We start from the raw sequence: 11,171 nt of genomic DNA on the forward strand, positions 1-11,171 counted from the left end.
AACGTTCACGCCATACAAGACCGCCAATCTGATTGCTGTCACTTATCACTCCTGTTTTACTCGGAGCGTGCCCGATGTCGGTCATCGATGGCGACCCGCCAGTCACCACCACCCCAGCCCGCCCCGCGCCTGGTCGCTCACCGGGCTGGCCAGCCTGCCCGGATCCGCCGCCGGGACCACCGCCTTCGCGGTCAGCTCCACCGGCCTGAAAGTCGCGCTGCTCGTGGTGCTCTCGGCGAACTTCAACACCTTCGTCAGCAACTTCCTGCTGTTCATGATCGTCTGGTTCGCGCCCTGGGCCGCCATCTACATCATCGACTACCTGGCTTTTTCCGCTCGTCCCGCTCGGAAGGAAGAACTATGACATTCGAAGTACCGATCATCGATATCACCGCCTTCGTCACCGACGGCGATGGCGAAGCCCGCGATGCGGTGGCGCGCGCGATCGACGAGGCCGCCGGCACGGTCGGGTTCATGCAGGTCGTCGGACACGGTGTGCCGCAGGAAATCCTGGAGAACTTCGCCGCCGCCCTCGACCGCTTCTTCGGAATGGAATTGACGGTGAAGAAGCGGTATCGGGTGCCACCGCCGATCAACCGGGGCTATTCCCCGCCCAAGAGCGAGAGTCTGAGCCTGAGTCTGGGCGTGGCGCAGGCGTCGCGGATGAACGACTTCTTCGAGGCGTTCAATATCGGTGTCGCGGCCTCCGAGCATCCGGGGCTGGATCTGTCCATCCTCGACTACGCCGAAAACGTGTGGCCGGAGGAGATTCCGGGATTCCGGGAGCCGGTGGAAGCGTACTTCGCCGAGGCCGCTCGGGTCGCGCGCACGTTGGCGACGGCGTTCGCCCGGGCGTTGGAGTTGCCCGACGGATACTTCGAACCGTTCATCGACCACTCGCAGGATGTCCTGCGCATGAACAACTATGCGCTGCCGCCGGGCACGGTGGACATCGACGGCGAGCTCACCGGCATGGGCGAGCACACCGATTACGGGATCCTCACCGTGCTGTGGGCCGATCAGGTCGCGGGATTGCAGGTGCTCGGCGCGGACGGAGTCTGGCACGACGTCGTGCCCGCGGACGGGGCGCTCTTGGTCAATCTCGGTGATCTCATGGCCCGCTGGACCAATGAACGCTGGCTGTCCACGCTGCATCGGGTGAAGCCGCCGGTGGTGAACGGGACCATCGAGCGCCGCCGCAGCGCTGCCTACTTCTGCGACGGGAATGCCGACGCGGTCATCGAGACGCTGCCGTCGTGCATCGGCGAGGGCAGCAAATACGAGCCGGTCACGGTGGCCGAGCATCTGCGCGTCAAATTGGCGGGTTCGCGCTACCTGCAACCGAATACGAGCGCACCGCGAGAGGCGGCCCGGGTGCTGGCGGCGCAGCGGGGGGAGCGGCCTTGAGCATTCCCTCTCGGATGTTGCCGAAGGTCAGTCTGCACTGTCATCCGACCGGGTCCGTGCTGCCGGGGACGGTGCTGGATCCGGCCCGCAAATACGGGGTCGCTCCGCCGGGCGGGCGCGGCGCCGCTGATCTGTACGACATCGACAGTCACGAGGTCGTGGACGAATTCCTGCGCGCCGGCGGGGCGAGCCGGATTGCGGCGCACCGACCCGACCAATGACTTCCGGGTATTGCACGAGGCGCTGGGTTATGACACCGAACAGCTGCTGGCCTTCACCCTGGCGGCGGTGGAAGGGTGCTGGCTCGATGAAACCGACAAGGCCGAACGGATGTCAGTGCGTGCCGGGTAACCGGCGGCGGCCGGTAGTCACCTCGGACGCCAAATCCTCGTAGCCGACCGCCAATTCGGCCAGGTGCTCCCAGGCGATGGTGAGTTCCCGGCCGGATTGGCGGGCGAGCGCGGCGTAGGCGGCGGCGGTGAGCCGGGCCAGGCGGTCGATGACCGCACCCAGGGTTTCGGTGTGCACCCGCGCCGCGCCGTGCGACGGGGGGAGCTGAGTGGTGACCCAGCAATCGATCTCATTCACCAAATCGGCTCGGACCGTGTCGAGTTCGAGAATTTCGTCCGATTCCGCACCGAGTAGGCGTTCATGGAGCGCGGTGAGATCGTGCGCGGCGCGTAGTAGCGGGTGCCCGGGTTCATCGGTCCCTCGGCAAGCCTGAAGGACCTGGTTCTTGGATGGCAGTGTGTCCCTCATCGCTACTGCTCCTAATACCGCGACCTGCGAATTCCAAGCAGATTAGTCAGTGCAGGTGACAAGGGGATGTCTGCCGGTTCAACAACCCACTGCGAATTTGCTATTGAAAGCTCGCGGTGTCGGCAATTGAACTGTGAGGGCTCAGGCGGTCGCGCCGCCATCGATGACGAGATCGTGTCCGATGACGAAACTCGACTCGGGCGAGGCCAGCCACACCACGGCCGCCGCGATCTCGGCCGGGTCGCCGACCCGGCCGATCGGATTCGCGGTGGCCATGCGCGCGTCGCGATCCGCGCGAGTTTCGCCGGGGCGGAACGACATTGGAGTATCGGTCGCACCCGGGCTCACCGCATTGATGCGGATGCCCTCGCCGATATGGTCGCGAGCCGCGGTCTGGCTCAGGACGCTGACGGCAGCCTTGGACGCGGCGTAGGCGGCCAATCCCGGGCGGCGGCCGTGCGTGCCGATATTCGACGCCATATTCACGATGACGCCGCCGCCATTGCCGCGCATATGCGCGATCTCGTGCTTCATGGACAAGAAGACACCGGTCAGGTTGACGTCCAGCACCCGATGCCAGTCGTTGTCCTCCAGGTCGCCCACGGGCGCCGGGGTGCCCAGGATTCCGGCATTGTTGAACGCGACGTGCAGACCGCCGTGCCGGCGCACGACCTCCTCGACCATGGCCTCGACCTGATAGGCGTCGGTGACATCGGCGGTCACCCAGTCGACCTTGCCGCCGTCGGCGCGGATTTCCGCGGCCGCGCGAGCGAGCTGATCGGCATCGCGGCCGGCCAGGACCACGGTCGCGCCGCGGTCGGCGAAGGCTTGCGCGGTCGCCCCGGCGATCGTTCCGGCGCCACCGGTGATCAGCACAGTTTTTTCATCGAAACGGGCGCTCATGAGACTGCGGCTCCTTATGTAGAACGATCGGTCTTGATTGAAGAGGGGCAAAACGGCTGTGGATAACTCGCAAACCTGTTCAGCCGAGGGCGGATACGGCGATCTTCGCCGCATCACGCAGGCGTGCAGCGGAATCCGGTGTTCGCTCCAGAACTCGGATGCCCTGGAAGAACACCAGCAGGAATCGGGCGAGGGCGCGCGGGTCCGATTCCATGGACAGTTCACCCTGCGATCTGGCGCGCAGCAGCGCTGAGTTCAGCGTCGTCTCCAGGTGTGCCCAACTCGACTCGACCAGCCGCGCGACCGCCTCGTCGCGCCTGGCCATCTCGACCGCGCTGTTCACGACCATGCAGCCCAAATACGAGTCCGGACTGGAGGCTTCGCGAATGAACCGCTCGACCAGCGCGCGCACCGCGGGCATGACCGGGCCGGGCTGCGACAGCTCCGCCATGATCACCGGATCGGTGCTCTCCAGGTAGCGCTCGAGGGACTTCAGATACAGCTCGCGCTTGCCCCCGAAGGTGGCGTAGATGCTCGCCTTGGCAATCCCAAGATGCTCAACCAGATCCGACATCGACGTCGCGTCGTAGCCACGCTCCCAGAACAATTCGAGAGCGCGGCGCAACACGGTGTCCGGATCGAACTCCTTGGTCCTGGCCATGCCGGCACTCTACGAGTATTTAGACCGATCGGTCAAGAAAGATGGCTAGCGGAACTTGGCGGCCCCGCTGCTGGCCCGGCAGCTGTGCCGACCAGCGGGCGCGGGCGAGGCGGAACGGGCGGAACTCGGTGCTGTGCGTATGGGCAATGGAGGAATTATCTAGGACTAGTCTGGTCCTATTTGGAGCGGAAGGTGGAGTTCATGAGCGATACGCCGGCACGGCTGCTGCGGCTGCTGTCCCTTCTGCAGACCCCGCGGGAATGGCCCGGAAGTGAACTGGCCGAGCGACTCGGCGTCACCGACCGCACGGTTCGCCGCGATATCGATCGGCTCCGGGAGCTCGGGTATCCCGTGGAGGCGACCATGGGCGCTACCGGCGGCTACCGATTGGTCGCGGGAGCCGCCATGCCGCCGCTGCTGGTCGATGACGACGAAGCCGTCGCGATCGCCGTCGGCCTACGGGCCGCGGCGGGTTCAGCTATCGCCGGGATCGAGGAGGCCGCCGTTCGGGCGCTCACCAAGCTCGAGCAAGTGCTTCCGGCGAAACTTCGGCGGCGGGTGCGAGTACTGGGGGCGGCCACCGTCTCGCCCGGTGCGTCCACGAATCCGATCGATCCCGAATTGCTCACTACGCTCGCCGCGGCGATTACCAACAAGGAGCGAGTTCGGTTCGCCTACTCGTCGGCGGGTGGTGACGAGACGCGTCGGAATATCGAGCCGGTGGGGCTGGTGCCGCACAAACACCGTTGGTATCTCGTGGGATTCGATCTCGACCGGAACGATTGGCGGGTCTTTCGCGTCGATCGGATCGAGCGCGCACAGGCCACCGGCGCCCGGTTCGCGCCTCGGGAGTTGCCCGCCGCCGATCCGGCGGCTTATGTCCTCGGTGCCCGAACCGATTGGGGCGCTCCGGGATTGCACTACTTGGTGGACATCGCCGGTCCCGCCTCGAAGGTGATCGGCAGATTGGGGGAGGGGCCGGGCGATGTCGTGCCTCGGGGCGAGGACGCCTGCGTCTTCGACATGCGGCGCGACGACCTTCCCGAATGGGTAGCGCATCGGTTGTTGGAGTTGGGTTTCGAGATCCGGGTGCACGGGCCGCAAGAGTTGATCGAGGAGATCCGGCGGATCGGTGAGCGGGCCGCGCGGAGCGTCGCGGGGTGACGGGTATTCGCCTCGTTCAGGCGGCCAGGGCCGCCTGCTGCCGGGTGAGGACCCCGTCGACCATGCGGTAGACGGAATCCATCTGGTCCAGGTGCGACAGGTCGTGGGTGACCAGCAGGGTCGCCGCGCCGTGCTCGCGGACGATGCCGACGATCAGGTCGATGATGGCCGCGCCGCGCTCCTGATCCAGGGCGCTGGTCGGCTCGTCGATGACCAGCAGGGCCGGATCGTTCATGAGGGCGCGCGCGATGTTCACGCGCTGGCGCTGGCCGCCCGACAGCTGGGCGGGGCGCTTGTTCTCGTGACCGGACAAGCCCACCGCGGCCAGGAGATCCCGTCCGCGCGAACGGGCTTCGCGACGCTTGGCCGGGGAGGCGAACAGGCTCTGGCCCAGGTGGGCCATGGCCTCGAGCTGCTCGAGGGCGGTCAGCGCGGGAACCAGGTTGGACTGCTGGAAGACGATGCCGATCGAATCGCGGCGCAGGGTCGCGGCGTCGCGGCGGCTGAGGTTCGCCAGATCCAGGGTGCCCGTGGGTGTTTCGAGTTCGACGCGGCCGGAGTCGGGACGCAGCAGGGTGGAGACGCTGGCCAGCAGGGTGGACTTGCCCGAGCCGGAGGGGCCGGTGATGGCGGCGATCTCGCCCCCGGCCACGTGCAGGTCGACGTGGTTCAGGGCGGTGATGCGGTCCGCGCCGTCGGGGAAGGTGAGGGTCAGGTCCGAGACGGTGAGGGCGTTGGTCATCGCGATACTCCTGGGAGGCAAGGGAAACGGGGTCATCAGCGGGCCTGGTTCAGGGCGGTGAGCGGGTCGGTGGTGACCAGGAAGCGCAGGGCGAAGGCCGCACCGAGCAGGCCGAGCGCGATCAGGGCCGCGGCGGGGAACAGCGTCGTGCTCACGCTGAGCACGAAGGGCACCGCGCCGCCCATGAACAGGCTCGCGACGACGGTGATGCCGACGCCGGCGCCGACACCCAGCAGCAGCACGATCAGGGCCTGGCTCGAGGCATCTCGGATCAGCGACGCGGTGGTCGCGCCGAGCGCCTTCAGGACCGCGATGTCCGGCTGCCGCTGCACGGTCCACACCGTGAAGAACGCGCCGATCACCAGCGCCGAGATGGCGAACAGCATGACCGTCATCAGGGTCAGCGAGCCGTTCTCGGCCTTGTAGGACGCCATCGCGGACAGCGAATCCTTGGCGCTGGTCGTGGTGGTGTGCGCGGTGGCGTTCACGGCCTTCTCGTCGCTGACGCCGGAGACGGCGAGGATGGTGGCCGCACCGGCGTGCGGGTTCAGGGTCTGCCAGTCCGACAAGGTCATCCACACCACGGGGGTGTGCGCGTACCAGTCGTCGTCGGTCACGCCCTGCACGGTGTAGCCGGCAGCGCCGAGTTCGACGGTGTCACCGGCCTCGGCATCGAGATCCTTCGCGGCCGCCTTGGACAGGATGACCGAACCGGAGTCGGTAGCCACGCGCTTGCCGAACGGGGTGCCCTGCACGCCGAACAATGCCACCTGGGTGGGCGACGCGCCGTTCAGGGTGGCGCGGGTGCGGCTGATGCCGATCGGGTCGACGGTGCCGCCGGTCTGCTCCCAGGTCTGGACCTGTTCCTGGCTCAGGGTCGAGGCGTCGAAGGACGGGGACGAGCCGGTATCGGAGAACACGACGGTGCCGGTGTTCAGCGCCTGTATGGCGGAAATGTTCTGATGCGCCAAACCGGCCGTCAGGCCGCTGAGAAAACTGACCAGCAGCGCGACCAGCGTGACCACCAGGGAAATGAGGAGGAAGCGGCCGCGGGCGGCCCGCAGATCTCGGAGTGCTACGAACATACTTCCACTCTGTCGGGGAAAGCCCCCCGCGCCATCGCGCCGCCGAACGAAACCCGGTCCGCCAACGGCACGGCGGCGTTTCCTACTTTCGATGGATGCCGGGGCAATAGCCGGGCATAAGCTGGTCGCGTGCATCGCTCGCCCCTCACCCCGGTCTTCTCCGCCCTGCAGCTCGGTCTGCACGCGCTGGTGGTGGCATTGACCGTGGTGGTCGCGGTGCAGGAGGTGGTCGCCGGATCGCATCCCTCCGTGATCGTCGTGCTGGCGGTGCTCTTCCTCGGCGTCTACTTCATCGGGGGCCGGTTCCGGCGCAACCTGGTCGGCGCGCGGGTGTGGCTCGCGGTGCTGACGGCGATCTGGCTGGCGCTGGTGGCCTTCGCCCCGCTGGCGGTCTACCTCGTCTTCGGGCTGTTCTTCCTCTATCTGCATCTGCTGCCGCGCTATTGGGGACTGATCGCGGTGACCGCCGCGACCATGGTGTCGGTGGTCGGGTTTGCGGCACACCGCGGCTGGACCCTGGCCGGAGTGATCGGCCCGCTGCTGGGCGCGCTGGTCGCGGTCGCCATCGGGCTGGGCTACGGGGCGCTGTTCCGGGAGGCCGCCGAACGCCAGCGCCTCATCGACGAATTGCTCGACACCAGAAACACTCTCGCCGAGCAGGAGCGCACCGCGGGCAAGATGGCCGAGCGGGAACGGTTGGCCCAGGAGATCCACGACACGGTCGCCCAGGGGCTCAGCAGCATTCAGCTGCTGCTGCACGCGGTGGAGCGCGCGGCGCCGGATCATCCCGCGCTGGAGAAGATTCGGCTCGCCCGCGAGACCGCCGCCGACAGCCTGGTCGAAACCCGTCATCTCATCGCCGAACTCACGCCGGCCCCGCTCGAGGGGCACTCCCTGGCCGGTGCGCTCACCCGCGTCGCCGAGCGCGCCGCCGCGCCCGGCCTGGACGCGCAGGTCCTCGTCGAGGGCGACCCGCAGCGGCTGCCCATGCCGATCGAGGCCGCCCTGGTGCGCATCACGCAGGGCGCGGTCTCGAATGTGGTGCGCCACGCCCACGCTCAGCGCATGCGGATCACCCTCACCTACGCCGACGACGCGGTGCACCTGGACGTCGTCGACGACGGTGTGGGCATCGATCCCGCGGTGCTGGCCGAATCACCCTCCGGCAGTTTCGGTCTCAACGCCATGCGCAGCCGTGTCGAACAACAGGGCGGCACCATGGACGTCGAATCCGAACCGGGCCACACCGCCGTCACCGTCTCGTTCCCCTTGGAGGACGAATGATCCGCATCCTCCTCGCCGACGACCACGCGATCGTCCGCGCGGGCCTGCGCGCCCTGCTCGACTCCAGCGTCACCGAAACCGATTCCGACGACATCGAAGTCGTGGGCGAGGTGGCGACCGCCGAAGAGTCCGTGGCGTTCTGCTCCACGACCCCGGTCGATCTGGTCCTGATGGATCTCCGCTTCGGCCCCGGCAAGTCCGGCGCGGACGCCACGGCCGCCCTGCGCGACCTCCCGAATCCGCCGAATGTCCTGGTGGTCACCAACTACGACACCGACGCCGACATCCTCGGCGCGATCGAGGCGGGCGCGGTCGGCTACATCCTCAAGGACACCCCGCCCGCCGAACTCCTCGCCGCGGTCCGCTCGGCCGCCGAGGGCGAGAGCGTGCTGTCCCCGTCGGTGGCCTCCCGGCTGATGACCCGGGTCCGCAAGCCCGACACCACCCTGAGCCCCCGCGAGATCGAGGTGCTCCGCCTGGTCGCCGACGGCCACTCCAACCGCGAGATCGGCAAGCGCCTGTTCCTCTCCGAGACCACCGTCAAATCCCATCTGGTCCACATCTATTCGAAGCTCGGCGTGAAATCCCGAACCTCCGCCGTGGCCAGGGCTCGCGAGCGCGGGGCCATCTGAGGTCGTACGGTGTGGCCCATGGCCTCACTGTCCGATCAGCGTGTACGCGATTTCCTGACCGAGGGCACCCGGACCGGCAAGCTGGCGTTCGTGGCCGGCGACGGCCGTCCGCTGGTCGCGCCGATCTGGTTCGTGCTCGAAGGCGACGAGATCGTCTTCAACACCGGCAAGGACACCGCCAAGGGGCGGTCGATCCTGCGGGACGGGCGGCTGACACTGGTCGTGGATGTGGCCGAGCCGCCGTACTCCTTCGTGCAGGTGCAAGGTGTGGCCGAGGTCTCGGAGGAGCCGGCGGAGTTGTTGCGCACCGCGACCGAGATCGGCGCGCGCTACATGGGCGCGGATCGCGCCCAGGAATTCGGTGAGCGCAATGCCGTGCCCGGCGAACTCGTCGTGCGGCTGCGGCCCACCAAAGTGCTGACCGATTTCAAGGTCAGCGGCTGAAATCTCACTTACGGAACCTGCGGTTCCGTTATGTGTTAAATTCGGAACCATGAGTTCCGTATCTGAGGGGCCGCGGCCGGGCAGGCCCATGTCGGCCGACACCGATCGCGCCGTGCGGGAGGCGACCGAGGAGCTGCTCGCCGAGGTGGGCTACGCGGGACTGCGCATGCAGGACGTGGCCACCCGGGCCGGGGTGGGCAAGGCCGCGCTGTATCGGCGCTGGCCGTCCAAGGCCGCCCTGGCGCTGCATCATCTGATCGGCGATCTGCGGCCGCGTGACTACGTCGACACCGGAAGCCTGCGTGGTGATCTGGCGGAGGTGGCGGCGGATTTCGTTGCGCGCATGGCGCATTCGCGGGTCCGGGCCGTGCTGCCGGAGATGATGGCGGATCTGCTGCACGACGGCGCGCTGCAGGCGGTGTTCGAGCAGGTCTGCCTGCTGCCCGAGCGCGAGCTCATCACTGCCGTGGCCGAGCGGGCCGTCGCGCGCGGCGAGCTGACCTGCCTGCCCGAGCTGCGCTGGGCGCACGCGCAATTCGCGGGACCGGTCTTCCTCTGGCTGACCATGCTCGGCGGTGACGGAGACCGGGAACTCATCGATCGCGTCGCGGATTCGGTCGCGGCGAGCTGGGCGTACGAGAAGGAAAGAAACGCATGAATTCATGGCTGTGGATCGGGCAGGTCGTGCTGGCGCTGTCGTTCGTTCTCGGTGGCGTTGCGAAGGCGGCGCTGCCCAAGGAGAAGCTGCGCGGGGGGATGCCGTGGGTGGACGACATGTCGCAGGGGGCGGTGCGGGGGATCGGGGCGGTGGAGATCGCGGGCGGGCTCGGGGTGGTGCTGCCCTGGGCGACCGGGATCGCGAGCGTGCTGACGCCGATCGCAGCGGTCGGGCTGGCCGTCGTGATGGTCGGCGGATTCGGCGTTCACATCCGGCGGGGTGAATATGGGCGGTCGCTGTCGAACGTGGTGTTGTTCGCGATCGCGGTGCTGGTGGCCGTCGGGCGGTTCTGACGGCGTATGCGAGACTCGGCCGATGACAGTGCACTTCATCGGAGCCGGGCCGGGAGCGGCGGATCTGCTGACCGTGCGGGCCGTGGAGCTGCTGCGGCGGTCGCCGATGTGCCTGTACGCGGGGACCTATCTGGATCCCGAGGTGCTGGGTCACTGTGCGCCCGAGGCCGAGCTCATCGATACACAGAAGCTGGATCTGGACGAGATCATCGCGCACTGTGCGCGAGCGCACGCCGAGGGCAAGGACGTGGCCCGGCTGTGCTCGGGGGATCCGTCCGTATATTCGGCGCTCACCGAGCAGAAGCGGCGGCTGGACGCGCTGGGGATTCCGTGGGACGTGACCCCGGGGGTGCCCGCGTATGCCGCGGCGGCGGCGCTGCTGGGCGCGGAGCTGACGGTGCCCGAGCAGGTGCAGTCGGTGGTGTTGACTCGGACACAGGCGCGTTCGACCGTTATGCCCGAATCGGAGTCGCTCGCGAACTTCGCGCGGACCCGGGCGACCTTGATATTGCATCTGGCTATCACGCGGATCCGAGCGCTGACAGAGGAGTTGACGCCCGATTACGGGGCGGACTGCCCGGTTGCTGTGGTGTATCGCGCGACCCAGCCCGAACAGCAGGTGCTGCGCGGCACTCTCGCGGATATCGCGGACCGGGTAGAGGCCGCTGACCTGCGGCGGGCCGCGGTCATCCTGGTCGGTCGGGCGCTGGCGGAATCGGTCAACTGCGCGCAGTCGCACCTGTACGATCCCGCCCGGGATAGGTCGCACATCACTGGCTGAATGGCCGAAAAGGGATGATAGCGAAGGGCTATGGCCCTTTATGGTTGCGGCTTGCGCGCTGACGGTAGATTGGATCGAGTGTCCGTCACCAAGATTGCGACTGTGGCCCGGCAATGGCCGGTGGGTGTGGTCGCGCCCATGTAACAAGATCGGCCAGCTTGGGGGATACCCCAGGGAGTCTCAATTTACTTTGTAGTGAGCCCCGAGCACTGGACGCCACGCTGAAGCGGTTGGCGTCCTGTTCGGGTTTATGGCGGGGAACGCTGCGCTGCGTGGTGTTCCGGAAGCGAGGTTTGGG

The 11,171-nt window shown here is 67.5% G+C and carries 16 protein-coding genes; 11 read left to right on the plus strand and 5 right to left on the minus strand.

The window, feature by feature from the left end; all coding sequences use genetic code 11:
- Positions 1-67 precede the first annotated feature (67 nt).
- From GPX89_RS37160 to GPX89_RS37175, 4 genes are read left to right on the plus strand one after another with little or no spacing between them, the layout of a single operon-like run.
- On the plus strand, positions 68-364 hold the full coding sequence (locus tag GPX89_RS37160) for a hypothetical protein (protein WP_157392453.1): 297 nt from the start codon (positions 68-70) through the stop codon (positions 362-364).
- The gene (locus GPX89_RS37165) at positions 361-1,407 is read left to right on the plus strand and encodes an isopenicillin N synthase family dioxygenase (RefSeq protein WP_157392454.1); all 1,047 of its coding nucleotides are present in this window, start codon (positions 361-363) and stop codon (positions 1,405-1,407) included. The genes GPX89_RS37160 and GPX89_RS37165 overlap by 4 nt, the downstream gene beginning before the upstream one ends.
- On the plus strand, positions 1,404-1,628 hold the full coding sequence (locus GPX89_RS37170) for a hypothetical protein (protein WP_157392455.1): 225 nt from the start codon (positions 1,404-1,406) through the stop codon (positions 1,626-1,628). The genes GPX89_RS37165 and GPX89_RS37170 overlap by 4 nt, the downstream gene beginning before the upstream one ends.
- Complete coding sequence (locus tag GPX89_RS37175) at positions 1,603-1,758, plus strand: hypothetical protein (RefSeq protein WP_157392456.1); 156 nt, start codon at positions 1,603-1,605, stop codon at positions 1,756-1,758. The genes GPX89_RS37170 and GPX89_RS37175 overlap by 26 nt, the downstream gene beginning before the upstream one ends.
- Here GPX89_RS37175 and GPX89_RS37180 read toward each other — a convergent pair.
- The 3 genes from GPX89_RS37180 to GPX89_RS37190 form a co-directional block, all read right to left on the minus strand.
- Positions 1,741-2,166: a DUF4254 domain-containing protein gene (locus GPX89_RS37180; protein ID WP_157392457.1), complete on the minus strand. Its 426-nt coding sequence runs from the start codon at positions 2,164-2,166 to the stop codon at positions 1,741-1,743. The genes GPX89_RS37175 and GPX89_RS37180 overlap by 18 nt on opposite strands.
- A gap of 141 nt (positions 2,167-2,307) precedes the next feature.
- Complete coding sequence (locus tag GPX89_RS37185) at positions 2,308-3,069, minus strand: SDR family NAD(P)-dependent oxidoreductase (RefSeq protein WP_157392458.1); 762 nt, start codon at positions 3,067-3,069, stop codon at positions 2,308-2,310.
- 79 nt (positions 3,070-3,148) lie between these two features.
- On the minus strand, positions 3,149-3,730 hold the full coding sequence (locus GPX89_RS37190) for a TetR/AcrR family transcriptional regulator (protein ID WP_157392459.1): 582 nt from the start codon (positions 3,728-3,730) through the stop codon (positions 3,149-3,151).
- 201 nt (positions 3,731-3,931) lie between these two features.
- Here GPX89_RS37190 and GPX89_RS37195 point away from each other — a divergent pair, with 201 nt between their 5' ends.
- The gene (locus tag GPX89_RS37195; RefSeq protein ID WP_157392460.1) at positions 3,932-4,894 is read left to right on the plus strand and encodes a helix-turn-helix transcriptional regulator; all 963 of its coding nucleotides are present in this window, start codon (positions 3,932-3,934) and stop codon (positions 4,892-4,894) included.
- Between the two features lie 16 nt (positions 4,895-4,910).
- Here the strand turns inward: GPX89_RS37195 and GPX89_RS37200 are convergent, their stop codons facing one another.
- Both GPX89_RS37200 and GPX89_RS37205 read right to left on the minus strand, forming a co-directional pair.
- Positions 4,911-5,636, minus strand: coding sequence for an ABC transporter ATP-binding protein (locus GPX89_RS37200; RefSeq protein WP_157392461.1), 726 nt, complete (start codon positions 5,634-5,636; stop codon positions 4,911-4,913).
- A gap of 35 nt (positions 5,637-5,671) precedes the next feature.
- Entirely contained in the window at positions 5,672-6,721 is a 1,050-nt protein-coding gene (locus GPX89_RS37205; RefSeq protein WP_157392462.1) for an ABC transporter permease, read from the minus strand.
- Positions 6,722-6,850: 129 nt separating this feature from the next.
- Between GPX89_RS37205 and GPX89_RS37210 the strand changes: the two genes are divergently transcribed.
- From GPX89_RS37210 to cobM, 6 genes are read left to right on the plus strand one after another with little or no spacing between them, the layout of a single operon-like run.
- Positions 6,851-8,005 (plus strand): sensor histidine kinase, encoded by a 1,155-nt coding sequence (locus tag GPX89_RS37210; RefSeq protein ID WP_328602741.1) that lies wholly within the window; start codon positions 6,851-6,853, stop codon positions 8,003-8,005.
- A complete protein-coding gene (locus tag GPX89_RS37215; RefSeq protein WP_157392463.1) occupies positions 8,002-8,637 on the plus strand; it encodes a LuxR C-terminal-related transcriptional regulator in 636 nt (211 codons plus the stop codon). Before GPX89_RS37210 ends, GPX89_RS37215 begins: the two co-directional genes overlap by 4 nt.
- Before the next feature lie 18 nt (positions 8,638-8,655).
- Entirely contained in the window at positions 8,656-9,081 is a 426-nt protein-coding gene (locus GPX89_RS37220) for a PPOX class F420-dependent oxidoreductase (protein ID WP_157392464.1), read from the plus strand.
- Positions 9,082-9,130: 49 nt separating this feature from the next.
- Positions 9,131-9,739 carry a TetR/AcrR family transcriptional regulator gene (locus GPX89_RS37225; RefSeq protein ID WP_157392465.1) on the plus strand — a complete coding sequence of 203 codons (609 nt, stop codon included), beginning with the start codon at positions 9,131-9,133 and terminating at the stop codon, positions 9,737-9,739.
- A complete protein-coding gene (locus tag GPX89_RS37230) occupies positions 9,736-10,092 on the plus strand; it encodes a DoxX family protein (RefSeq protein WP_157392466.1) in 357 nt (118 codons plus the stop codon). The genes GPX89_RS37225 and GPX89_RS37230 overlap by 4 nt, the downstream gene beginning before the upstream one ends.
- A 22-nt stretch (positions 10,093-10,114) precedes the next feature.
- Complete coding sequence (cobM, locus tag GPX89_RS37235; RefSeq protein ID WP_157392467.1) at positions 10,115-10,873, plus strand: precorrin-4 C(11)-methyltransferase; 759 nt, start codon at positions 10,115-10,117, stop codon at positions 10,871-10,873.
- Positions 10,874-11,171: the final 298 nt, after the last annotated feature.

It is taken from the genome of Nocardia terrae, assembly GCF_009760405.1.
Taxonomy (GTDB): domain Bacteria; phylum Actinomycetota; class Actinomycetes; order Mycobacteriales; family Mycobacteriaceae; genus Nocardia; species Nocardia terrae.

Excerpts from the sequence above, each read along its gene's own strand:
- GPX89_RS37165 (WP_157392454.1), top strand. The coding sequence starts at position 361 with ATGACATTCGAAGTACCGATCATCGATATCACCGCCTTCGTCACCGAC.
- GPX89_RS37180 (WP_157392457.1), bottom strand. The coding sequence starts at position 2,166 with ATGAGGGACACACTGCCATCCAAGAACCAGGTCCTTCAGGCTTGCCGA.
- GPX89_RS37185 (WP_157392458.1), bottom strand. The coding sequence starts at position 3,069 with ATGAGCGCCCGTTTCGATGAAAAAACTGTGCTGATCACCGGTGGCGCC.
- GPX89_RS37190 (WP_157392459.1), bottom strand. The coding sequence starts at position 3,730 with ATGGCCAGGACCAAGGAGTTCGATCCGGACACCGTGTTGCGCCGCGCT.
- GPX89_RS37195 (WP_157392460.1), top strand. The coding sequence starts at position 3,932 with ATGAGCGATACGCCGGCACGGCTGCTGCGGCTGCTGTCCCTTCTGCAG.
- GPX89_RS37200 (WP_157392461.1), bottom strand. The coding sequence starts at position 5,636 with ATGACCAACGCCCTCACCGTCTCGGACCTGACCCTCACCTTCCCCGAC.
- GPX89_RS37205 (WP_157392462.1), bottom strand. The coding sequence starts at position 6,721 with ATGTTCGTAGCACTCCGAGATCTGCGGGCCGCCCGCGGCCGCTTCCTC.
- GPX89_RS37215 (WP_157392463.1), top strand. The coding sequence starts at position 8,002 with ATGATCCGCATCCTCCTCGCCGACGACCACGCGATCGTCCGCGCGGGC.
- GPX89_RS37220 (WP_157392464.1), top strand. The coding sequence starts at position 8,656 with ATGGCCTCACTGTCCGATCAGCGTGTACGCGATTTCCTGACCGAGGGC.
- GPX89_RS37225 (WP_157392465.1), top strand. The coding sequence starts at position 9,131 with ATGAGTTCCGTATCTGAGGGGCCGCGGCCGGGCAGGCCCATGTCGGCC.
- GPX89_RS37230 (WP_157392466.1), top strand. The coding sequence starts at position 9,736 with ATGAATTCATGGCTGTGGATCGGGCAGGTCGTGCTGGCGCTGTCGTTC.
- cobM (WP_157392467.1), top strand. The coding sequence starts at position 10,115 with ATGACAGTGCACTTCATCGGAGCCGGGCCGGGAGCGGCGGATCTGCTG.